The sequence below is a fragment of the Rhodococcus sp. JS3073 genome, from assembly GCF_026810085.1.
Taxonomy (GTDB): Bacteria; Actinomycetota; Actinomycetes; order Mycobacteriales; family Mycobacteriaceae; genus Rhodococcus_F; species Rhodococcus_F wratislaviensis.
On sequence record NZ_CP113952.1, the window covers coordinates 1117629 to 1140464 of the forward strand.

The window sequence follows — 22836 nt, forward strand, 5'->3', positions numbered from 1 at the left end:
AGGGACAACGATGTCCGCACTCCCTCGTTGACCAATCAGGAGAATCATGCGACACGGCGACATTTCATCCAACGACGACACCGTCGGTGTAGCAGTCATCAACTACAAGATGCCGCGGCTTCACAGCCGGGCCGAGGTGCTGGAGAACGCCTCCAAGATCGGCGAGATGGTCCGGGGCATCAAGTCTGGTTTGCCGGGCCTGGACCTGTTGATCTTTCCGGAATACTCCACGCACGGAATCATGTACGACCAGCAGGAGATGTTCGACACCGCGACAACGGTTCCCGGTCCCGAGACCGCGATCTTCTCCGCCGCGTGCCGCGACGCGGGCACCTGGGGTGTCTTCAGTATCACCGGCGAGCAACACCAGGATCATCCGAACAAACCCCCGTACAACACCCTCGTATTGATCAACGACCGCGGGGAAATCGTGCAGAAGTACCGAAAGATCCTGCCGTGGACTCCCATCGAGGGGTGGTACCCGGGCGGGGAAACGTACGTCGCCGACGGCCCGAAAGGCCTCAAAGTCTCGTTGATCGTGTGCGACGACGGCAACTACCCGGAAATCTGGCGGGACTGCGCCATGAAGGGCGCCGAGCTGATCGTGCGCAGTCAGGGCTACATGTACCCCGCCGCGGAGCAGACGGTCCTGATGGCCAAAGCTATGGCTTGGGCCAACAATTCGTACGTCGCCGTCGCAAACGCCGCCGGTTTCGACGGTGTCTACACCTACTTCGGTCATTCCGCGATCATCGGGTTCGATGGCCGCACCTTGGGGGAGACGGGCGCGGAAGAGTACGGGATTCAGTATGCGCAGCTGTCGATTCCGGAAATCCGGAACGCGCGCAGGCACGACCAATCTCAGAACCACCTGTTCAAGCTTCTGCACCGTGGGTACACCGGCGTTCACGCTGCCGGCGACGGCGACAAGGGCGTCGCCGACTGCCCGTTCGATTTCTACAAGCTGTGGGTCAACAATGCCCAGAAGGCGCAGGAATCGGTCGAAGCCTTCACCCGGGACACGATCGGCGTCGCCGAATGCCCGGTCGGCGACCTGCCCACCGACAACGTCTCGGAAGCCTGAGCGCGGCCGAGAAGGCCAACCGGAGAAGCCCCTGTCCCGCCAGACGTTTCGGTCGACCTCGACCGGAGCCGGATTGGGTGCCACCGGGCCCTGCCCAGGGCTTCCGAATGAACAGCCGCTGCACCCCGCAACACATACCGGCCTGACCTGACTTCCGCCGTCACCGCCCGCACAAGTTCACTTTCACTTTCGAGCAAAGGAAAAGATAGATGCCCGACCACGGACATGACCACGGCCACAACCACGACGCGTGTGACAGCGAATCGCTGGGGCTGACCACCGATCTCTCTCGCATCGAGGCGCTGGTGACTCAGGGCGTGCACCGGATCGGGGACCACGAGGGCCCGTTCTCCCTGCACGTGCTCGGTCTGGGGAAGACCGGCGCCAACGTCATCGAGGAGATGATCGGCGCCCACGCAGACGTCGCCGCCGACACCGAGACGCCCTTCCATGCACTTGCCGTCGACATCGGGGACGCGGAACTCGTAGGAGTCAGGCACGCAGCCGAGGACGCCCCAGCCGAGCGGGTGCACGTGCAGACCGTCAGCCTTCCGGCACCGGACAACAGCACCCTGTTCGCGGGGCTTCGGCGGTACCGGGAATTCCTCAAGACGGAATACCCCCGCTACTACTGGAACCCGAACTACGAACCGTGGTTGCCCAACGATCTCGAAGTACCTTCCGCGGGGGCACACTTCCCGCGCGCCCTCGCCAAGGGAATCTATGGCATCGAGTACTACCAGGGCGGCCAGGTGACCTCCGCACTCGATTCCTTCGCCGAATCGGTCCTGAACAGCACACAGACACCCCTGGTGTGCATCGTCTTCAGTCTCGCCGGCGGAACCGGTAGCGGCATTGTCGTCGAGCTGGCCCGGCATCTGTCGACGATTCGGCTGGGACGGCGGGCGTTGGTCCTGGGCATCGGTGTCCTGCCCTCGGACGGAGACCCGGCGGAGCTGCAGGACGGCCGCATGTTCACCACCATCAACGAGCTGGACTGCATGATCGACTCGGAAAAGAACAAGGGCGTCATGGCCGTGTGGGGCGACCTCTACAAGAACCCCTTCACCGCAGGGTTCTTCGCCGTGCCGCAGAACGCTGTCTACGAGCGCACAGGCGACGTCAAGCAGACTCACACGGAAATCGACTGCGACCTAGCCGATTTCGTCCTACGTGATGGCGGAACTCATCTCTACGAATCCATCAAGGCCCTGAACTGGCTGAACGTTCCGGCCAACGCCTGGCATCCGGCCACGCGCGGAGAACAAAGCGATCGGTGGATCAACCTGCTGAGCGTGGGAGCCGGTCCGGGTCAGGACATCGTCAGCGCCCGCGAACTAGCCGCCAGTGCCGTCCCCGACTTCGCCGAAGTCCGCGTCTTCGGAAAGGACGCGGACGACCAGGACGGCGACACCGCCGCCGGCGCACTCGCCGCGGTGCTCACCACGGCCGTGCGGCCCGGGAGCCTCGTCTTCCCGTCCAATGAAACACCCACCGTCAGCGCCTTCATCCCCCGCCTGAGCAAACTCGACATGGAATTCTTCGTCGCCAGCCGCGAAGTGTACGACTCCCTGGACTGGGAAGAAAAACTGATGCGCCATGCGTGGCTGCTCGATCTGGGAGTGCTGTTGTGCGAGCCGTCCACCCGCTTCGAAGGCGTCGGCGGGGAATGCCTCCTCGGCTGTGCGTGCTGGGTGGTCGTACCGCACGCGGCCATCCGCGGGGAACTGGAACTGACCGAGACCGCGCACTGAATCGCAGGGAAGATCACCATGACACTCGATTGGGACAATGTGCTCGAAAAGTACCGGGACGGAGCCGAGATCGACTCCCTCCCCGGCGCTGCCACACTGTCGGTGAGCGGCGCCGACGAGGAGAAAATCTATGTCAAACACCGCCTGTGGAAGGACTCACTGAGCCGCACCAATCTCGAGCGTGCGATCGAGATGGTTTCCGCGGGAACGATGACCCGAACCGCGGCCGACTTCATCGATCAGTACCGGACCATCATCGCCGACGAGCGGCCCACCACCGCGGCCACAGTGCTCAAAGACCTCGGCTACCTGGACTAAAGGACGACAAAATGGCACAACTTTCGATGTACCACAGCGCCACCGGAAAGCAATCCCCGCACTGCATCCACATCGTCGGCCTCGGCAAAGCGGGTGCGCAACTTATCGACTCCTTCCTCCGGACCGGCGAAGTCGAGGACCTCCTGGCCGACCCGCGCGCCCGGTTCACCGCGCTGGCGGTCGACATCGGCGAAGCGGACATGCGGCAGCTGCGGCAGTACGCGGACTCGTTCTACGCACGACTCGCCGAACGCGGAATCCCCGCCGACCGGGCCCAGATCAAGACGGTCGCCCTCACCGTGCCCACCCCGCAGGAGCTGGCGGACAGCCTGCAGCGTTTCCCCACCTTCCTCGGCTCCGAATACCCCCGGTTCGGTGCGGCACCCGATCACTTCGCGCCCTGGATCGAGACGGGAACGCCTTTCCCCACCGCCGAGAAACGCTACGCCGCGCAGCTCGAGCAACCCGCCGAGAACGAGCACTTCCCGCGGGCCCTGGCCAAAGCGATCTACGGGCGCGCCTACTACGACGGGGACCGGGCCCTCTACCGTGAACTCGCGGAGTTCGCCAGGAGCATCGACGACACCAAGCTCCCCTCGATGGTGCTCATGGCCTTCGGCATCGGCGGCGGCACCGGCAGCGGCATGGTGGTCGACCTGGCCCGGCACCTGACCAACGGGCAGCTCGGCCGCCGGGTCCCGGTGATCGGTGTCGGTGTACTGCCCTGCACCGGCGATCCGGAGTACCAGCGGGGCGCGTCGGTGTACACCACGCTCAACGACATCGACTGCATGCTGGACGAGGCGAAGAACGAGCAGATCGTGTCCATCTGGGGAGACATGTACAAGAACCCCTTCACCGGCGGGTTTCTCGCCCTGCCTCAACAGCAATCGTGGGAACGCCTGCACCGCTACACCACCATCAAGCCCGGGGTGCGTCCCGAGGTTCGCCACCGGCAAGCCGTGCACGTCACCAACAAGTTCGTTGACGACTCGTTCGCCCGCTACGTCGTCCACGACTACGGCCGTGAACTCTTCCGGATCCTGCGGCCCGCCGGATTCACCGGCGCCCCACACGAGCGGATCAGCTACGGCGACCGGAACTGGACGATCTTCGACGTCGCGAAGCTGACGCACCCGGGAGTGCAAGTCCTGCCCGGCGAGCCGATCGGTAAGTGGCGCAACGCTATCAACGACTGGATCGGGTACATCCCGCAATGGTGCGGGCTGCGGCCGGGATTCAAGACCGAGTACATCGAAGCCCATACCTTCGCCGCTCGCGCCAAATGGAATGCCACCCTGCAGAAAAAGCTCGAAGACACGCTCTCCGAGTTCCTCCTGCCCGGAGACAGCGGAACGCTCCGAACGACAGAGGGCGAGTTCTTCGACGAACTGACCCTCTACACGAACGTCATCATCACCGGGGCGGCCAAGGCCGATCTCACCGCCTTCACCGAAGCCCGTGACGCCTACGACGCGCTCTCCCCGAGCGAGCGTCTCAAAACCCACGCATGGCTGCTCGAGCTCGGCGTCATGCTGTCCGAACCATCAGAACAGTTCGAAGGCCTGTGCGGCAAGCCCCTTGCCGGGGCCACCGGATGGAAACTGGACATCCCCTACGCCGCGCTGCGCGGCGATGTCACAAGGTTCCCCACCGCGGTGCAGCTCACCACCGCAGCCATGGAAGCACCGGTCCAAACGGTAGTCCCCACACCGTAAACAAAGCATCCCCCACACCCGCGTGGTCAGCGCACCCGCCCGGCCGCAGTGCGCTACGGCCCGCGGCAATGCCCCCGGAGTTCCCGGCAAGTCCCGGATCCACACGCCTACACGGCTATTGACTAGGAGGAAATGCCATGGCCACACTCTCGGCAGGACAAGCATCGGCTTCGATGCAACCGCCGCCGCCACGATTCGTGAACACCGACTCGAGGCCTGCCGCCAGGCGATGGTGGCCCCACGTAACGCCCCCCGATCCCTAACCGACATCGCAACCCAGTTCGTGTTCGTCGAACTGTCGGTCTTCAGCAGGGCATTCACAGCGACCCACGGCACCAGTCCGAGCCGGTACCACGAACAACACCGATGATCGAGGCGTGAAAGTCGATCCGCGGAGCGACGGCACGGGAGTAGTGACATCGGCGCTCCTGATGGGCGCTGCACATTCACCCCATCCATTCAAGCATCGCGGACCACGACTCGTGGTACCGGATCGGCGGCCGGACAGGTCGCTGATCGCCCGCGAAGCGGACGATGGCGCTGAAAGCACAAGCGACTGTCACTGAGGGGCAAGTGCTATGTATCGGCGGCTCCTATCCTTCGAAGACGCCCGAAGATCGAAATGATTCAGCGTCTGCCTGAATCACCAGCGGACTGCACAGTAGTCCGTAGTGCCACAACATATCCGATCCGACGGAGCGATTCAGGCTGAGCGGCACCCAGGACCAGACGCCGACAGCCGTATCCACCCCAAGCGGCCAGCGAACTCTCGCTGTAGACACAAAGGACAACCATGGCGTCCGTAGCCCACTCATTCACCACCCGATGGACCACCGCCGAGCGATCACGCCTCGCCGCGATCGTGGGGGCCATCGCCGTCCTGCACGTCCTCGGGTGGAGTCTCTACCTATGGCAGAGCGAAAACCTCGCGGCCGCCAGTGGCTTCGCGGGAGCAGGGACCCTCGCCTACATCCTCGGCATGCGTCACGCCTTCGACGCCGATCACATCGCCGCCATCGACGACACCACACGGCTGATGCTCGTGCGCGGACGACGGCCCGTCGGTGTCGGATTCTTCTTCGCGATGGGCCACAGCGCCGTCGTGCTGGTCCTCGCCGTTCTCGTCGCCTTCGCCGGCGACAACCTCAGCGACACCAGCCTGGACGGGATACGCAGCGTCGGCGGCACAATATCGATCCTGGTCGCGATCGGCTTCATCGCCCTCGTTGCCGCGCTCAACGCCGTCGTGTTGACCGGGCTGACCCGCCTGTGGCGCCAATATCGCGTCGGCATTCTTCGCGCCGAACAGATCGACCTGCAACTGCTGAACCGAGGTCTGGTCAACCGCGTTCTCGGCTCCCGCGCCCGCAACCTGATCAAGTCTTCCTGGCACATGGCGCCACTCGGCTTCCTCTTCGGGCTCGGTCTCGAGACCGCCAGCGAAGTCACCCTGCTGGCGCTGTCGGCGACGACCGCGGTCAACGGCGGCATGTCGTTCGCCGCTGTCCTGACCTTGCCGCTGCTGTTCGCGGCCGGCATGTCGATGATGGACACAGCCGACAGTCTGCTCATGACCCGGGCGTATTCGTGGGCCTACCGTAGCCCTGGCCGCCGCCTATACTACAACCTGGCCACCACCGCGATGACCGTCGTCATCGGACTGTTCGTGGCATCGGTCTACCTCGCCGGAGCACTCACCGACCACTTCGGAGTAACCACCGGCTGGATCGGCTGGTATGGCGCCCTCGCCGATCACTTCGAACTGTTCGGATACGTCATCGTCGGTCTCTTTGTTGCATCCTGGCTGGGCGCGGTGCTGCTCTGGAAACTGCACTACCACAAAGCCGAAGCCGAGCGCGCTCCCGATCCAACCATGTCAGCCTTCTGACCAGGAGAGCACCGGACCACCACCGAGGGTGCCGCTGACCGCACGATGACCACCCATCGGACCAACCAATCGCGCGGAGGGAGATTCGACCGCAACGCAACATGTCGAGGACAACGAGATCCCCGGCCTCGCGATCGTGTGCTCCCCGTTCGGAAGAACCGCCCGCGCCGAGACATTTTGCCGCACAGTCGGGGTGAGCCTCGTCGAGTATCGTGACCTGCTTCGGAATGCGATCGTCCATCAACTGCAGACGCGGTTCGCAAGAATCCCCCATCTCACCGGCGGAGCTGTTCTCCCTCGGTACTGACCGCTCTCACATGGCTGTTCTCGCGGGATCGAGAGTTCCTGTACACGCATCCGGACATCCTGGGCCCAGGTCATCGGGGTGCCGGGGGCGCGCGACGTACCCTCGCGTCGTCGCCGCCCGATCCCTCGCCCACGGCGCCCAACCCGATTCCCGGGGTCCGGCGCCGGATGTTCCGAGATGGCCTGGCGGAGGGCACAGGATCGCTGATCGGCGTGATGTGTCCGGCACCGTCCGGTGCTGCCATCGCCATAGCGGTGACGGACCGCTGTCGGGAGGCCAGGAATCGAGACCCGTCGGCGTCATGTGCGCCCGGCTCTCACCCGGGAAGCTCGGGGGAGTGAGCAGGATCACTCTTCGAGGCGCATTCGGGCGCGACTCGACGGGCGACCTCACGGGGCCGACGAGCGGCGGCCCGGCCGCGACGAACGGTCGAGGACGGCGGGCAGTGGCGAACACCGAATGTGATCCGGTGAACATCACGACCTTTCGGGGTGTTCACGTCACGTCGCGCACTCCTACACTGGCCGCCGTGAGCCTCCAGATCAGTGATCACGCGTCCCCGGTGCAGTCGAGCCGGATTCGACACTCGGCGTTTCAGCAGAAGGTGACGTCGGCGGAGGAAGCGGTGAAGGCCATCGGTCCGGGGGACACCGTCGCTGTCAGCGGTTTCGCCAGTGCCGGGACACCCAAGGCGGTCATCCCGGCCTTGGCTGACCGGATTCACGCCGCCCGCGCGGCCGGCGCGAATTTCACCATCGACCTGCTGACCGGGGCGTCGGTGTCGACGGAGACCGAGAGGATGCTCACCGAGATCGACGGAATCGCCCTGCGGATGCCCTACCAGGCGGAATCCACGGCACGGCAGAAGATCAACCAGGGGCGCATGGATTACGTCGACATCCACCTCTCGCACGTGGCCCAGCAGGTGTGGGAGGGCTACTACGTCGCGGTGAACGTCGCGGTCGTCGAGGTCTCCGGCATCACCGAGACCGGTGAGCTGATCCCCTCCGCGTCGGTCGGAAACAACAAGACCTGGCTCGACGTCGCGGAGAAAGTCATTCTCGAGGTCAACTCGTGGGTCCCGGACGCCATGGATGGTATCCACGACATCTACTACGGCACCGCGCTGCCCCCGCACCGCCGGCCGATCGAACTCACCGGCGTCGAGGACCGCATCGGGCAACCGCACTACCGGGTGGACCCGGCCAAGGTTGTTGCGGTGGTGGAGACGAACGCCCCCGACAGTGCGAGCGCGCTGACCGCTCCGGATGCGGTCAGTGAGGCGATCGCGGCGCACGTGCTGGACTTCTTCGACCACGAGGTGAAGTGTGGCCGACTCCCGGAGAACACCCTGCTGCCACTGCAGGCGGGCATCGGAAACGTGGCCAATGCCGTGCTCGGGGGACTCGAGCGCGGCCCGTATCGGGGTTTGACCTGCTATTCCGAGGTCATCCAGGACGGGATGCTGCACTTGATCAAGCACGGCACCGTCCGGTTCGCGTCGGCGACCGCGCTGGCACTCTCGGAGGCCGGGATCGAGGAGTTGACCTCCAACATCGACTTCTACCGGCAGCACATCCGGCTCCGTCCGCAGGAAATCAGCAACCACCCCGAGGTGGTCGCCGATTGGGAATCATCGCGATGAACGGGATGCTGGAGGCCGACATCTACGGGAACGTCAATTCGACCCACGTGATGGGCACCAAAATCATGAACGGCATCGGCGGATCCGGGGACTTCGCGCGCAACGGGTACCTGTCGATGTTCCTCAGCCCGTCCACGGCGAAGAACGGAGCGATCTCGTCGATCGTCCCGATGACCCCGCACGTCGACCACACCGAGCACGACACCCAAGTGCTGGTGACCGAGCAGGGCCTCGCCGACCTGCGGGGGTTGTCGCCGCGTCGACGGGCACGGGTGATCATCGAGCGCTGCGCGCATCCGGAATTCCGGCCGCTGCTCACCGACTACATCGAGCGGGCGACGGCCACTGCGGGAGCCGGCCAGACGCCGCACCTGCTTGGGGAGGCGTTCTCGTTCCACCAGCGGTACCTGGAGTCCGGCTCGATGCGAGTCTAGGACGGTCACCTTCCCGCTCTCCCGTCGGGCGGTGGACCTTCCGGGGACTCGTCCGGGAGGGTCGGCGACGCGATCTGGGACCTGGTGGGCCCGATGGTCGAGGAGATTCGGATAGCGTACTGACGCAGGGTATGTGGACGCCCTGGGTTGTCGATCGGCCCGTCCACCTAGCGACATTCGGTGGCCCGCAAGAAGTCGGACAAAATCGACGCGCTGACGCTGGCTAACATACTGCGGACCGACGCACATGCTCATCGGCGGCTACCGGGCGATAGCGACCTCGCGCGGGCGATCGCGGTGCTCGCCCGCGCTGCTCAGGATGCAATCTGGCGGCGCACCAGGGCCACTCAAGAACTACGAGCCTTATTGCGTGAGTACTACCCGGGCTTTCTCGACGCCTTCGGGGACGGTGTGCACACCAACCTCGCCACCGTGGAAGCTAGAGCGATTCTGTCGGTGGCGCCGACGCCCGAGCAGGGCGCGAGGTTGACCAAGAGCCGTATCCTTGCGGTGTTGCGTCGGGCGGGGCGGCAGCGGCGCCTCGATGACGCCGCGGCTCGAATCCAGGACGCGCTGCGCCGCCGGCAACTGCGCCAGCCACCCTTGGTGGAGCAGGCGATGGGGCGCCAGGCTCGCGCCCTCGTCGCGACGCTGGACGCCGAGTGCAAGAACGCGCAGGAACTCAATGAGGCTGCGTCCGAATCATTTCGGCAGCCCCCTGGCCATGCGGTCATCACAAGCTTTCCGGGACTTGCCGACGTCACCGGTGCCCGGGTGCTGGCCGAGATCGGCGACGACCGCGACCGCTTTGCCGACGCACGTGGGCTGAAGGCATTTGCTGGGTCGGCACCGGTCACGCGCGCATCGGGGCGCAGTATCGCAGTCACTCACCGCTACGTGAAATACAACCGGCTCGCCGCGGTCGGGGTTGTCTGGGCATTCGTCGCCGCCGGCCGAGGAAGGTGCAGCCCGCGCGTACTACCTTGCCCGGCGCGAACATGGTGATCGCCACGCGGCTGCACTCCGGCATCTGTTCAACCGTACGCTCGGTCAGCTCGATCAGTGCCTGCAAACCGATCAGAAGTACGACGCGATCAAAGCATTTCCCTGTCACGGAACAACGCCAGAGCCTGCCGCCGCTTGACCCGATAACAAGATCGGAGGTCTATCAGCGGTCCGTCGACGCCACCACACCCGGCGACACCACCCCCCGGATCATGCGTGAGACAGGGGCAAGGAGTCATACCGGGTCTGGCGACCGTAGCCCTTCTGTGAAGGACCGTAAATAAGGTAACGGGCTTGTCGAGCACGAGGTAGCCGGAGCCGCCGGCGCCGAGTTCGTTGGCGTCGTCGTCGACGATCTTCGCGGAGATGCCGGGCAGGGGTGCCATCGCCGATCCGGGCTTGGTGGCGGTGATCCCGGGAAGCGGGGAGATCATGATCGCGCCGGTCTCGGTCTGCCACCAGGTGTCGACGATCGGGCCCGTGTTCCCGCCGATCACTGTCAGACCGAGTAGCGGCAGAGGGTTTCGCCGCCGTCGATCTTGATCAGGTCACCGTGGATGTAGCTGGACTCGTCCGAGGCGAGGAAGACGGCCAGGTTGGCGACGTCTTCGATCTCTCCCCACCGCTTCAGCGGGATGGAATCGGTGAAGGAGGTGTCGAAGTCCGTGTCGTCGAACAACTCCCGGGTCAGTGCCGTCTTGGCGTAGGTCGGGCAGATGCCGTTGACACGGATCTGGTCCTTTCCGTACTCGATGGCCAGGCACCGGGTCAGGTTCGCCTGGGCGCCCTTGGAGATGTTGTACACCGACTGATTCGGGTGGCCCTGCAGCCCGGCGGTGGAGACGATGTTGACGATGTTGCCGCCGTCGCCCTGGGTCAGGAACTGCTTGATTGCTTCCTGGGCGCCGAAGAACGTGCCTTGGCGTTGACGTCGAAGCACACGTCGAGGTCAGCCTCGCTGAACTCGTGCAGCCGCTTGCCGGCGCGGAAGATCCCGGCGTTGTTGATGAAGACGTCGAGGCGGCCGAACTCGGCAACGGTCTGCTTGACGAGTGCAGCCACTTCAGTGGACTTGGTGACGTCGGCCTGGACGAAGATCGCTTCGCCGCCGGACTTTTGGATCGACTCCGCGGTGGTCGGTGCCGCGTCGTCCTCGAAGCCTCCGGTGGTCGGCTGCTCGTGGATGTCGCTGATGACCAGCTTGGCGCCTTCGGTGGCGCAGGCCTTGGCGATGCCGCGGCCGAGACCGGAACTCGATCCGGTGACAACGATGACCTTGTTCTGTAGGCGGTTCATGGTTCTCCAATCAGGGGGCGGTGTAGCCGCCGTCGATGGTCAGCAGGGATCCGGTGGCCCAGCGGGCGTCACCGGAGGCGAGGAACACGGTGGCCTGCGCGACGTCCTCGGCGGTGCCGAGTTCGGGCCACGGCGACTTCGCGTGCAGCGCCTTGTTCAGTTCCGGGTCGTCGAGGAACGGGCGCACCATGGCGGTGGCCAGAAAGCCGGGGCACACGGCGTTGACGTTGATCCGCTCGGCGGCGAAATCGACGGCCAGCTGGCGGGTCAGATTGACCACCGCACCCTTGGCGGCGCAGTAGCCGGATTCGGCGGCCAGGCCGACCAGACCACCGATCGAGGCGATGTTGACCACCCATCCGCGGGAGCCGTCCACCGGATCCTGGGTGAGCATCTGAGCGATGGCGAACTTGCTGCCGAGCCAGACGCTCTTGGAGTTGATCCGCATGGTGCGGTCGTAGTCTTCTTCGGTCTCGTCGACGATGGTGTGCAGCCCGGTGAAGATGCCGGCGTTGTTGACCATCACATCGAGACGGCCGAAGCTGTTGACCGCGGTCGTGACCAGGTTGTCCATCGACGCATAATTCCCGGCGTCGGCGTCGATATACTGCGATTTGCCCTGGGCGACGATCAGTTCGTCGGTGGGGACGTTGGCGTTCTCCTCGTAGCCGCCCTCGCGGGCCTCACGGCGGACGTCCGAACACACCACGGTCGCGCCCTCGGCGGCCAGCGCCAAAGCGATCGCGCGGCCGTTGCCGGAGCTGGATCCGGTGACGACGGCGATCTTGTTCTGCAGACGGTTTCCCATCACTGCACTCCTCGAATGTTGTGGGTCAGAGCCGGATCAGTGGGCCAGGTGCTGGACGAACCAGTCCCGGGCCAGGGAGCTCGACTGCTCGAATCCTTTGGTGTAGATGTCGAAGTGCCCGCCGGGCAGGATCTCGATCCGCTAGGGCTCGCGGGCCTTCTCGAAGGCGGCGATCGCCAGATCGGTCGGGGTGAGCACGTCGTTGACAGCCGGCAACAGCAGCAGCGGGGTCGGGCTGATGTAGGCGATGTAGTCGGCGGGCACGTATTCGCCGAGCATCTCGACGCTGCGCAGGGTCACCTCGTTGCGCCAGGACGGCGCAATCGTCTCGTGGCCCTCGGTGAACCACTGGTAGGAGTCCGGAGTCGGCAGCGCGGAGGGAGCGTGCGGGTCCGCGTCGACTACCGGCACCATCGCCGGCGCCTCACCGTTGAATCGGGCCAGGCGGTCGGCGTCGAACTGCTCACGGAAACCCTCGATGAAGTCCGGGCGCACCAAACGACGCAGGTTCTGGTAGCCGTCGACCAGGGCCCCCTGGCTCACCACGGCCTTGACGCGGCGGTCGAGCGCGGACACGACGAGCATGTGGCCGCCGGAATAGCTGCTGCCCCACAACCGATGTTGTTGGAGTCGACCTCGGCCAAGGTGGTGGCGAAGGTGATGGCGTGCCGGTAGTCGCGAATCTGCTGCCACGGATCGATCTCCTGGCGGGGATCGATCCGTGGCTTGCACCGAAGTTGCGGTTGTCGAAGACGAGCGCGTTGAGTCCCGCCGCGGCGAACACCTCGGCGTACCGGTCCAGGTACATCTCCTTGACCGCGGAATATCCGTGTGCCATCACGATCGTCGGGCGTGCACCGACGGAATCGTCTGCGGTGTAGAACCATCCGCGGAGCGTGGTGCCTTCTGCGCTGAACTCGATATCACGGCGCGTCATCGTTGATCTCCTTCAGTGGGTGGAATCCCAGCCCAGAAGCAGTACTGCAGCTCACCGTTGGGCTGGTGGGACTCCAGTCTCAATCAGTCCGTCAGTGAGACCGTGAACACGCGGGACATCTTGTTGCATCGTTGCGCCACCTTTGGCGAGGTACGCCTCCCGGAACTCCTTTGGGGTGGTGCCGTAGGTCGACTTGAAGGTGCGGGTGAAGTGGGGGCCGTCCGAGAAACCCCATTTGGTGGCGATGGCACCGATCGGCTTGCCCGGTCCATGAGCTCGCCGCGAGCGCGTGCGAGGCGGCGGATGCGGATGGTGTCGCTGACGGTCTGGCCGGTGGCGGTTGACGGTGCGCACGGACACTCCGTGAGCGGCGGCGATCGCACCGGGATTCAGGTGCTCGTCGAGCAGATTCTGTTCGATGAACCGGTCGATGGCGTCGCGCAGAGCCGGGCCGCTGCCCGGGGAGGGGTGTCGACGGTGTCTGGACGGACGGCGCCGATCAGCAGTTCGAGAGTGGCGTTGCGGGCCGCGGCGACGGCGGACTGGCTCAACCGGGGCAGGCTGCTGGCGAGGGTGTCGAGGTAGCTGGTGAGCAGCTGGCTTGCCGGCGAGTCTCCGCGCAGCGTGACCCCGGGATGCGCCCACGCCTTGCCGCCTACCTCATCGAGCGCGGCCCGGGGAATGATCAAACTCCGTTTGGACAATTTTTCCCACACGAATCGGGCGGCCTTGGTGCTGTCCCAGGCCACGGCATCGCCTGGTCCGACATTGACGGTGATGTCATCCTGGGTGACGGTTTCCCGGCCGGCCCGGTTGATCAGAACGACGAAGAACTCCCCGTCGGTGTCTGCCACCTGACGGCGCTGCCGAGTGCCCGAGCAGGGATCGCATTCACAATCGACGAGCGCCAGATCATCGATTCACCAGCGCCGAACGTAGGCGTCGAACGGCCGCGAGGTGTCGTCGGGAACGGTCACCGACCACGGCAGGTGGGTCGTGGACAGCATCTGCTCCCACCGCTGCACCCTCTCGCCTGCGGCTTCGTCGTCCGCCAGTTCGGGAGCCGGTATTCGTCGTCTCGTGCTGTCATCGTCTTCTCCATTCCGCGGGGCGCATTGCCCACCCGGGATCAGGTGATCCACGGTACTGCCCTGCCGTCGCGGTCTGCGATCTGCTGAGCGCTGCTGTCACACTCTCTGCCCGGCGGTGCGGCGAAACTAGAACCAGCGGGACAGGTTTATGAAGATTCACGACACCCTCGGTCGTGATCGTCGACTTCCGGCGTCGAGACACCGGATGTCTGGACCGATGAGCCTGCGCCGAGGAGGTCACAGGTGAATGCCGAAGGTGTCGATCTTTCGATAGAGCGACGACCGGGCGATCCCCAGTGATTTCGCGGCTGCCACGCGGTTGCCGCCGCATTCGCGGAGCGCCACCACGATGGCATCGCGTTCGGCGCTCTCCATCGCCGTCATCGTTCGCCGAGGCGCCGAACTGAGTGCGGGTGGCAGGTCGACTGCGGTGATCACCCCCGCCGGCTTGGCGCGCAGAGCGTGCTTGAGCGTGTCCACGAGTTCGGTGATGTTGCCCGGCCAGTGGTATTTCTTCAGCACCCGTAACACGTCGTCGGGGATGTCGGCGTCGCGGTGAGGTGCGAGCTGCCCCAAGCACATTCGAATGATTGCCGGTACGTCGCCGGGATGGTGTCGCAACGCGGGGACATCGATTGTCGTGGTGAAGTTGCGAGCAAGGGCGGAGTGCAGGAGCCGATCTCCGTCGGTGGACGAGGTGGCAACGATCCACCGTGCCGGATAGCTGCGCTGATCGGCGGACACCACATCGGAGACGGCCTGGTCCAGGCGTGCGTCGAGCAGGTCGATATCGCGGAGAACGACGGTGGTGGCGGCGGAATCCAGCGCGCTTCTCAGGCGTTCCTCGACGGATTCCGTGGGGTTACAGTCCACGACGGCAATCGGTGCTTGGGGGTTCTTGTACAGATGTGCCCCGCGCGCAAGGGTGAGCCTGCCGCTTCCACCTTCTCCCCGCAGGATCGTGTTGGCGTCGGTGGATGCCAGGGAGATCAGCTCCCTGCTGCACCGGGTCCATTGCGGTGAGGATCCGGTCGATCCGGGCAGCGCAGGAAGGCTGCGGTGGTGCGTGGTCGAGGACCTGGGGTGCGGAGGCCGTTCGACTTCGAGGATCACTCCCGCGACCTCGGCACCGTCCTCGATGATGTTGCGCTTGACCGTGATGGTGCCGCCCGAGGGGAGGTGAAGGGCGAGCTGGGTGATCCGCGAGGGGCCGAGCAGCGAATGTGCTTCCTCGCGGAGGAACGCCTCGTCGATCGGATCGAGCAGGCGAGAACCGATGGTGTTCGACATGAAGACGCCGCAGCTCAGTGAGTACACCGCGACCTGTCGACGTCGACAGGCTGCGAGGAACTCTCCCAGCACGAGCTGTTGTTTCGCCGATCCTGTCGAACGCAGTGCCGACTCGACGTCCCGTGCAGCCCCGAGCGCGAGTTGACGCATCAGCGGGTTCGCCTCTCGGGCGAGACCGCTGATATCGATCAATCCTTCGACACGTCCGAGGATCGGGTTGTGGATGGGCGCGCCGGCGCAGGTGAAATCGTGGATTGCCTCGTGAAAGTGCTCGCGGCCGTCGACGTAGACGGCCATGCCGGTCTCGAGGGCGGTGCCGACGCCATTGGTGCCGATGAGTTCCTCGGAGTAGTTGAACCCTGGCGCGAAATAGACGCTGTCGAGCTTGGCGGCAAGGACAGGATCATTGTCGCGCCGCAACATGACTTGGGCATGCTCGTCGGTCAGCGCGACGCTGAGTGACATTCCGGACAGGTCGTCGTGCAGGCGATCGAGGATCGGTGAGGCGCATTGCACCAGCCGGCGACGCAGGTCGAGGTCTTCGACGAACTGGAGACGAGGAGGGCTCGAACCGTCCGGCACCACGCCCGCCTGACGAGATCGCTGCCACGACTGGGCGATGAAGCTGGAGACCTCGTCCGTTGCGGACAGGGATGAAGCGGGGCGACGATCGGTAGTCACTCGCCGCCGCCTAGGGTCGCTGTCCATCAAATCTCCGTCCTGGTGTCTCCGACGCACCCCACTACTGTGTCGCAGGTCACTTTCCCTGAGTGTCCCAGAATAGGACATCGGAAACCTGCGTCGACCCGCGACCGACCGTCCGGGCGGATGCCGGCACTGCGGATTCGCAGCGCCGAGCTATTCGCCGCGGAGCGCCGGTCTCAGCGCGTCGAGCACCGCAGGGTCCTCGATGGTGGAGGGGACCGGCTCGTCGTGGCCGTCGGCGATGGCCCGCATCGACTTGCGGAGGATCTTGCCCGACCGCGTTTTCGGCAGTGCCTCCACGATGGTCACCTGCCGGAAGGCTGCCACGGCGCCGATGTCTCGACGCATCGCGGCGATCAACTCGCCCTGCAGCGTGTCGTGATCGATGTCGATTCCATCTTTGAGCACCACGAACCCGCGCGGCAGTTGACCCTTCAACCGGTCGGCCACGCCGATCACCGCGCACTCGGCCACCGCCGGGTGCGCCGCCAGCACCGCCTTCATCAACCCAGGGGAGAGCCGGTGCCCAGCGACGTTGATCACGTCGTCGGTACGTCCCATCACGAACAGGTAGCCGTCCTCATCGAGGTATCCGCCGTCACCGGTGAGGTAGTAGCCAGGGAACCGCGTCAGGTAGGACGCGACATACCGTTCGTCGGCGCCCCACAGGGTGGGCAAGGTGCCCGGCGGCATCGGCAGCTTCAGGCAGACCGCGCCTTCCTGACCGGGCCCCATCTCGCTGCCGTCCTCGTCCAGAATCCGCACGTCGTACCCGGGCACCGGCACCGACGGCGAACCGGCCTTGATCGGCATCGGTTCCAACCCGCGCAGGTTCGCCGCGATCGGCCATCCGGTCTCGGTCTGCCACCAGTGGTCGACCACCGGTACACCCAACTTGGCCTGCGCCCACCGGTAGGTCTCCGGGTCCAGCCGCTCACCGGCCAGGAACAACGACCGGAACTTCGACAGATCGTAGTGCGCCACCTCGGCCGCCTCGGGATCCACCTTTCTGACCGCGCGCAGCGCGGTAGGGGCGGTGAACAGGGCTTTCGCTCCGTATTCGGAAATGACCCGCCAGAGAGCGGACATTGCGTGTGACGGGTGGTTGGCGGAGCCACCGAACGGCGCATCCCGGACCGCGGGGCGTTCACGGTCCGGGATGTGCGCGGCCTCAGGTCAGGCGGAGGGGATGAAGTCGTCGGTGACGAACAGGGTGGCTCCGCCGGTGGCGAAGTTTCCGATGTCGGCGGCGGCGGCCTGCCCTTCGGGTGAGGCGAGTCCGTCGTCGAGTGCCTGCCGGGAGTCGAAGCTCAAGACGGCAACGAGGTGGTAGGGCGCCTGCGACTGGTCGAGGGCGCTGACCTTGCCGGCGTGCCAGGTGCGAACACCGGGGATCTTGTCGGCCAGTGGGCGATGGGTGGTGCTGTAGTACTGGTCGAAGGACGCGGGTTCGTCCGGGTGGCCGTAACAGACGATCAGATGATGCATCGATTTTCTCCGAAAGGGTTGTCAGACAGCAGGATTATTGGACTCGGGCGACCGGGTGGTTCGCGGCGGATGAGCTGGCTGTGTCGATCAAGCTCGACGCCGCGCCCGGCCCGGCTTCAGACCTCGATGTCGAGGAGGTCCCCGAGGTGCCGGTCGATCTGGGGCATGTAGGTCGGTGAAACACCGAACAGACCCAAGTGACCAAGGGTGTCCTCGACGACCCGCAGTTCGCTGTTCTTGATCAATTCTTGCTCCGGGACACAGTCCCGGACCGGGAACAGTTGATCCTCGTCGATGGGCATGACGAAGGTCTTGGCGGTGATGCGGCCGAGTGCTGCCGCCAGGTCACCGCCGGTATGGCGGGCGACGTCACCGCGCTGCCACGCCCACGACTGCGTGAGGAGCGCGTTGGGGTCCATCGCAGTGAAGTAGGGCTCGAGGAATCCGCTCAGGAACGCCTCCTTGGAGTCGAACTCCATCGCCCGCCACACCTCATGCTTCCAGAACTCGGTGGAGAATCCGACGATGGCCCAGATGTGGGCCTGCCGGATGAGCCCGTCGACGACCTGTTCGTTGGAGGTGTATTCCCCGCCGTTCCAGCCCGGACTCGACTGGATCGCTTCGCGCATCGCCTCGGCGATGAGGAAGTCGCCCGGCGTGTTCTGTGCTGTGCCCGCAATCGGCGCGGCGCGCAGCACCTTGTCGGGGAAGCGCACCGCCCACTCGTAGGTCTGCTGGGCGCCCATCGACCCGCCGGTCACCAGGGCGAGGCGTTCGATGCCGAAGTGCTCACGCAGCAGTCGCTCCTGCGCGACCACGTTGTCGCCGATGCGGACGTGCGGGAACTTCGACATCGCAATACCGGCGTTGGCGCCGGCGGCATTATGTGGGGAGACCGACAGCCCGCTGCCGATCTGGTCGATGCAGACGATGAAGTATTCCTCCGGGTTGAGCGCGTGGTCGGGGCCGATGTAGACATCCCGCCAGATCTGGTGTGTACCCGAATACCACGTCGGGATGAGGATCGCGTTGTCCTTGGCCTCGTTCAATACGCCGAAGGTTGCCACCGCCAGCTGGCAGTCGGGGATGGAACCGCCTTCCTCCAAGTCGAGCTGTCCGATGCCGATCAGTTCGTAATCGCCATGAAATTCGTTTGTGTAGTACGGGTTCTCGATCATTGTCGTCCTCCTTTGGGCCGATGAAGTGGATGTCGGATCAGCTCAGTTGAAAACCCTTGTACCCGGCGGCCGCTGCGGCGAGGGTCTTCTCCCGATAGGTGCCGACTCCGCCGATGTAGGACAACACTCGCCGAGGCTTGCCGGGGACGTTGGCGCCGTTGTACCAAGAGTCGGTTTTCGAGACCAGCGTGGCGTTCGCGGTCTCGTCGTGATGGGCGACCCACTCGTCTTCACCGGCAAGCGTCGGCTCGATGACGGTGTGGTCGTGCGCCCGCATGTACCGGATGCATTCGGCGATCCACTCGGTCTGTTGCTGCAGGCAGGTGGTCATATTGCACAGTGCCGCGGAAGGCGCCAGAGGGGCACCGGTCGTGAGCATGTTGGGGTAGCCGTGCACCATCAAGCCCATGGTCGTGCGGATGTCGCGATTCCAGTCGTCCTTCAGTGCCCGGCCGCCGCGCCCGCGGATGTCGATCCGCGTCAAAGATCCGGTGCCGGCGTCGAAGCCCGTGGCCATGACGATGACGTCGACCTCGTGCAGCGTTCCGTCGGCCAGGACCAAGCCCTGGGGCACGATCCGGGTGATCGGGTTGTCGCGGACTCCGATGGCCTCGACGTTCGGCCGGTGATAGGTCTCGAGGTAGTTCGTTTCCAACGGCACACGATGTGTTCCGAAGCCGTAGTCGGTGGGGATGAGCAGGTCGCACAGGTGGGGATCCTGAAGCCGTGCGCGCATCTTGCGTCGAACGAACTCCGAGATCTCTTCGCTGATCTCCTCGTCGTAGAACATCTCACCGAACGAGGCGAGCCACAGCTTCAACGAGCCGTTCTCGTAGATCTCCTCGAGTGCATCGTTGCGCTGCTCCGGTGTCAGATCCGCCCACACGTGCTCGAAGTCGTACTCGAAGCCGCTGAACGTATTCGGCAATGTTTCTTTCAGCTCAGCGAACCGGCTCTTGTACGCCGCCACGTCCGACTCGTCGAAGGTGGGGTTCTTCATCGGGAGGGCGTACTGAGGTGTGCGGATGAAGACCTTCAGATGTTCGACCTTGTCGGCCACGGTCTGGATCACCTGGATGCCGGTGGCACCGACGCCGATGACGGCGACACGTTTGCCGTCGAGATCGGCGCCCTCTTTCGGCCAGCGGGAGGTGTGGAAGATCGGCCCGCTGAATTCTTCCTGGCCCTCGAACACGTACGACATCGGAGCCGAGAGCATTCCGCTGCAGGTGACCAGGAACCGGGTGGTGATCGTCTCGCCGCGATCGGTCCGCACGATCCACTTGTCGGCCCGCTCGTCGTAGTGCGCACTGGTGATCATGGTGGACAGTTGGATGTCGCGGCGAAGGTCGAGGGTGTCTGCGACGTAATGCATCCAGCGCTCGATCTCCGGTTGGCCGGGGAAACGCTGGCTCCAACTCCAGTTCTTGTACAGCTCTTCCGAGAACAGGTACTGGTAGATGTACGCCTCGGAATCGAAGCGCGCACCGGGATAGCGGTTCCAGTACCACGTGCCGCCGACGTCGCCGGCGGTGTCGTAGGCCCGCACTCGCAGACCCTGTTCGCGGAGCTGGTGCAGCTGGTACAGACCGGCAACCCCCGCGCCGATGATCAGCGCATCCAGTTCGAGCGATTCCGTTGCCGAAGTTTCCGTGGGCGCAGAAGCCGTAGTCGACATCTCATACCTTTCTGTGGTTCAGGTCACTGAGAAGTCATTTTTGTGACAACCGCCACCGCCAGCTGTCCCAGCTTCGGACAGTTCGGTAGGCCCGTGTTCGGAAGCTACTGCCTATGCCGGTGAACGCCCCTTTCCGGGACGGTGCCGGTAGGCGTTCCTTGGGTTCGTGCGGTGATCGCAACACCACTGATCAAAGGGTGTTGCACATGGCGAAATATTCTCATCGGATGGTTCCGGAGATCTTTCAGACGTTCTGGGCGGGGATGGCTGCGGGTGAGTTCATCACGGACGCGGCCGAGGCGGCCGGCACGCATCGCAAACAGGGTGCTCGGTGGCTTGCGGCATGCGGTGGGGTGCGTCCCCGGCGTGGCCGCAACCTCAAGGGCCGATGTTTGACGTTCGCGGAACGGGAAGAGATCGCCATCGGCATCGCCGCAGGTCACACGCTTCGTGACATCGCGAAAACCCTGAACCGGAGTCCCTCGACGATCTCACGCGAGATCGCCCGCAACCGTGAGCCGTCCGGGCGGTACCGAGCCAGATCGGCTCACGCAGCCGCCTACCATCGGGCCTCGCGGCCCAAACCGTCCAAGCTCGCCACCAATCCGTCGCTACGTGAGACGGTGGAGAAATCCCTGACCGAGCGCCATTCACCCGAGCAGATCGCGGGCCGCCTCCGACTCGATTTCCCCGACGATCCACAGATGCGGGTGAGCACCGAGACCATCTACCAATCGCTCTACCAACCCTCCCGCGGCGGACTCGAACACACCCTCACCCGATCGCTGCGGACCGGACGTGGGCTGCGCCGACCCAGTCGGAAGGCCGGCCAGCGCAAGAACCGGATCCCCGACATGGCCAACATCGCGGACCGCCCCAAAGACGTGAAAAACCGTGCAATACCGGGTCATTGGGAGGGTGACCTCATTGTCGGCAAACGGAATCTGAGCGCGATCGGCACACTCGTCGAACGTTCGACCGGCACCGTCATGCTCGTTCATCTGCCCGACGGATACAAGCCCGAGCAGACCGCGCCCGCGTTGACCGAACAGCTCGAGACGCTGCCCACGAGCCTGCGCCGGACCTTGACGTGGGACCAGGGATCGGAGATGCGGGACTGGAAGAGCGTCAGCGCGGCCACCGGGATCGACATCTACTTCTGTGATCCACACGCACCCTGGCAGCTCGGGTCCAACGAGAATACGAACGGCATTCTCCGTCAGTATTTCCCCAAAGGTTCGGACCTGAGTGTGCACTCGAAAGCGGACCTGGAGTGGGTCTCGCGGCAACTCAATGAGCGTCCCCGGAAACGGTTAGAATTTCGCACACCCATCGAAGAGATGGAACGACTGCTGTTGTCGATGACCGCCAGAATCCGCCGTTCCGCTACCGGGAACCGATCGCCCCAACGTTCGGTCGGTGCTACGCGGCTCGGTGGAGGAGTGAAACCGGCTGGCTATACCGTTTCGTCGGTGTAAAACACGTCAGTCAGGTCCGCGTGGGTCAAAGTTGCCTTGAGCAGGTCCGCGCCGGACAGGTCTGCAGATGGCAGGTCTGCAGATGACAAGTCGAATCGGTAACCCGCCCAGCGATTTTGGTCTCCCCGAGGGCGCTTCCGGATCGCACTCAATATTGCAATGCGCGCTTTTTGCTCTTGTGGATCTGGCTTCGGTGGTTGCGCGGGAGTCAACCAGAGCCGGGGCAGTCCCATTGGCAGTTCAGAAGGCGATGCTCGATGATACCTACGGATGGTCCAATGCTCGTGGCAACGAGGTGGTCCCATCACCCTGGCAAGCGACATACGAGGGGGAGGCGAATGTACCGGTGGTTCCCGGACGCGTCGCTGACGGTAGTGCAGGCGCTGCTCAAGACCCGCTCGGGCAAGATCCTGCGCAAGACGATGCGGCAGATCGCCGACCACGAGGAATACCGTGCCCTCCACCATCGAGGACGTCGCCGTCCTCGACGCGCTGAAGCGACCGTCACGTGCGCGCCGGCGACGGGGATCGGGCGGCGCTGACGTCCCACCACCTTGCCCGCCGCCTTGGCCACATCGATCGCAGCAACCCGATCGATCACCAACTCGTGATCATCGTCGGGAATCTCTTCCAGTTCCGGCTCCACTTTGTTTGTCCTCCAGTCGCGTCGGAGCTCTCCACGGGCGGCCTGGGGGCCTCGGTCGAGGGAATCCGAAATTCTGACCGGCGTGCTC

Annotated in this window: 16 protein-coding genes and 7 pseudogenes; 10 read left to right on the forward strand and 13 right to left on the reverse strand. The window is 64.6% G+C overall.

The features are described 5' to 3' along the window. Window positions 1–46: 46 nt before the first annotated feature. From OYT95_RS43005 to OYT95_RS43040, 8 genes and pseudogenes are all read left to right on the forward strand, one after another. Window positions 47–1084: an aliphatic amidase gene (locus OYT95_RS43005; RefSeq protein WP_268792597.1), complete on the forward strand. Its 1038-nt coding sequence runs from the start codon at window positions 47–49 to the stop codon at window positions 1082–1084. Between the two features lie 209 nt (window positions 1085–1293). Beyond that, on the forward strand, window positions 1294–2838 hold the full coding sequence (locus OYT95_RS43010; protein ID WP_268792598.1) for a tubulin-like doman-containing protein: 1545 nt from the start codon (window positions 1294–1296) through the stop codon (window positions 2836–2838). Between the two features lie 18 nt (window positions 2839–2856). Beyond that, window positions 2857–3156, forward strand: a complete 300-nt coding sequence (locus OYT95_RS43015; RefSeq protein ID WP_005573662.1) for a hypothetical protein — start codon at window positions 2857–2859, stop codon at window positions 3154–3156. A gap of 11 nt (window positions 3157–3167) precedes the next feature. Then, window positions 3168–4874 (forward strand): hypothetical protein, encoded by a 1707-nt coding sequence (locus OYT95_RS43020; RefSeq protein ID WP_268792599.1) that lies wholly within the window; start codon window positions 3168–3170, stop codon window positions 4872–4874. A gap of 22 nt (window positions 4875–4896) precedes the next feature. Next, complete coding sequence (locus OYT95_RS43025; protein ID WP_268792600.1) at window positions 4897–5244, forward strand: helix-turn-helix domain-containing protein; 348 nt, start codon at window positions 4897–4899, stop codon at window positions 5242–5244. Between the two features lie 423 nt (window positions 5245–5667). Next, a complete protein-coding gene (locus tag OYT95_RS43030; protein ID WP_268792601.1) occupies window positions 5668–6762 on the forward strand; it encodes a HoxN/HupN/NixA family nickel/cobalt transporter in 1095 nt (364 codons plus the stop codon). Between the two features lie 869 nt (window positions 6763–7631). Further along, window positions 7632–9148: pseudogene (locus tag OYT95_RS43035) on the forward strand (acetyl-CoA hydrolase/transferase family protein). Between the two features lie 171 nt (window positions 9149–9319). Then, a pseudogene (locus OYT95_RS43040) lies at window positions 9320–10292 on the forward strand (IS110 family transposase); the annotation flags it as partial. 151 nt (window positions 10293–10443) lie between these two features. Here OYT95_RS43040 and OYT95_RS43045 read toward each other — a convergent pair. The 12 genes and pseudogenes from OYT95_RS43045 to OYT95_RS43105 all read right to left on the reverse strand — a co-directional run. After that, a pseudogene (locus OYT95_RS43045) lies at window positions 10444–10650 on the reverse strand (AMP-binding protein); the annotation flags it as partial. A gap of 2 nt (window positions 10651–10652) precedes the next feature. After that, window positions 10653–11449, reverse strand: a pseudogene (locus tag OYT95_RS44965) (SDR family NAD(P)-dependent oxidoreductase). A gap of 10 nt (window positions 11450–11459) precedes the next feature. Continuing rightward, complete coding sequence (locus tag OYT95_RS43060) at window positions 11460–12257, reverse strand: SDR family NAD(P)-dependent oxidoreductase (protein WP_109335585.1); 798 nt, start codon at window positions 12255–12257, stop codon at window positions 11460–11462. Window positions 12258–12293: 36 nt separating this feature from the next. Beyond that, window positions 12294–13194, reverse strand: a pseudogene (locus OYT95_RS43065) (alpha/beta hydrolase). Between the two features lie 51 nt (window positions 13195–13245). Continuing rightward, window positions 13246–13554, reverse strand: a complete 309-nt coding sequence (locus OYT95_RS43070) for a helix-turn-helix domain-containing protein (protein WP_328286579.1) — start codon at window positions 13552–13554, stop codon at window positions 13246–13248. Window positions 13555–13583: 29 nt separating this feature from the next. After that, window positions 13584–14048 (reverse strand): hypothetical protein, encoded by a 465-nt coding sequence (locus OYT95_RS43075; RefSeq protein WP_268792605.1) that lies wholly within the window; start codon window positions 14046–14048, stop codon window positions 13584–13586. 66 nt (window positions 14049–14114) lie between these two features. After that, window positions 14115–14336, reverse strand: a complete 222-nt coding sequence (locus tag OYT95_RS43080) for a hypothetical protein (protein WP_148228534.1) — start codon at window positions 14334–14336, stop codon at window positions 14115–14117. Between the two features lie 186 nt (window positions 14337–14522). Then, on the reverse strand, window positions 14523–16256 hold the full coding sequence (locus OYT95_RS43085) for a sigma-54-dependent Fis family transcriptional regulator (RefSeq protein WP_230990389.1): 1734 nt from the start codon (window positions 16254–16256) through the stop codon (window positions 14523–14525). 177 nt (window positions 16257–16433) lie between these two features. Next, window positions 16434–17363: pseudogene (locus OYT95_RS43090) on the reverse strand (AMP-binding enzyme); the annotation flags it as partial. Between the two features lie 93 nt (window positions 17364–17456). Continuing rightward, window positions 17457–17768, reverse strand: coding sequence for an EthD family reductase (locus OYT95_RS43095; protein WP_005564687.1), 312 nt, complete (start codon window positions 17766–17768; stop codon window positions 17457–17459). 116 nt (window positions 17769–17884) lie between these two features. Further along, the gene (locus OYT95_RS43100) at window positions 17885–18946 is read right to left on the reverse strand and encodes an alpha/beta fold hydrolase (RefSeq protein WP_268792606.1); all 1062 of its coding nucleotides are present in this window, start codon (window positions 18944–18946) and stop codon (window positions 17885–17887) included. 37 nt (window positions 18947–18983) lie between these two features. Continuing rightward, window positions 18984–20624: a flavin-containing monooxygenase gene (locus OYT95_RS43105; protein WP_268792607.1), complete on the reverse strand. Its 1641-nt coding sequence runs from the start codon at window positions 20622–20624 to the stop codon at window positions 18984–18986. Window positions 20625–20830: 206 nt separating this feature from the next. On the opposite strand from OYT95_RS43105, the pseudogene OYT95_RS43110 reads away from it, so the two are divergent. Continuing rightward, window positions 20831–21982 (forward strand): annotated as a pseudogene (locus tag OYT95_RS43110) (IS30 family transposase); the annotation flags it as partial. A 98-nt stretch (window positions 21983–22080) separates the two neighbouring features. On the opposite strand, the gene OYT95_RS43115 reads toward OYT95_RS43110, so the two are convergent. Beyond that, window positions 22081–22425 carry a pentapeptide repeat-containing protein gene (locus OYT95_RS43115; protein ID WP_328286580.1) on the reverse strand — a complete coding sequence of 115 codons (345 nt, stop codon included), beginning with the start codon at window positions 22423–22425 and terminating at the stop codon, window positions 22081–22083. Window positions 22426–22440: 15 nt separating this feature from the next. Between OYT95_RS43115 and OYT95_RS43120 the strand changes: the two genes are divergently transcribed. Next, window positions 22441–22644, forward strand: coding sequence for a hypothetical protein (locus OYT95_RS43120; RefSeq protein ID WP_007297316.1), 204 nt, complete (start codon window positions 22441–22443; stop codon window positions 22642–22644). The last annotated feature ends 192 nt before the right edge of the window (window positions 22645–22836 follow it).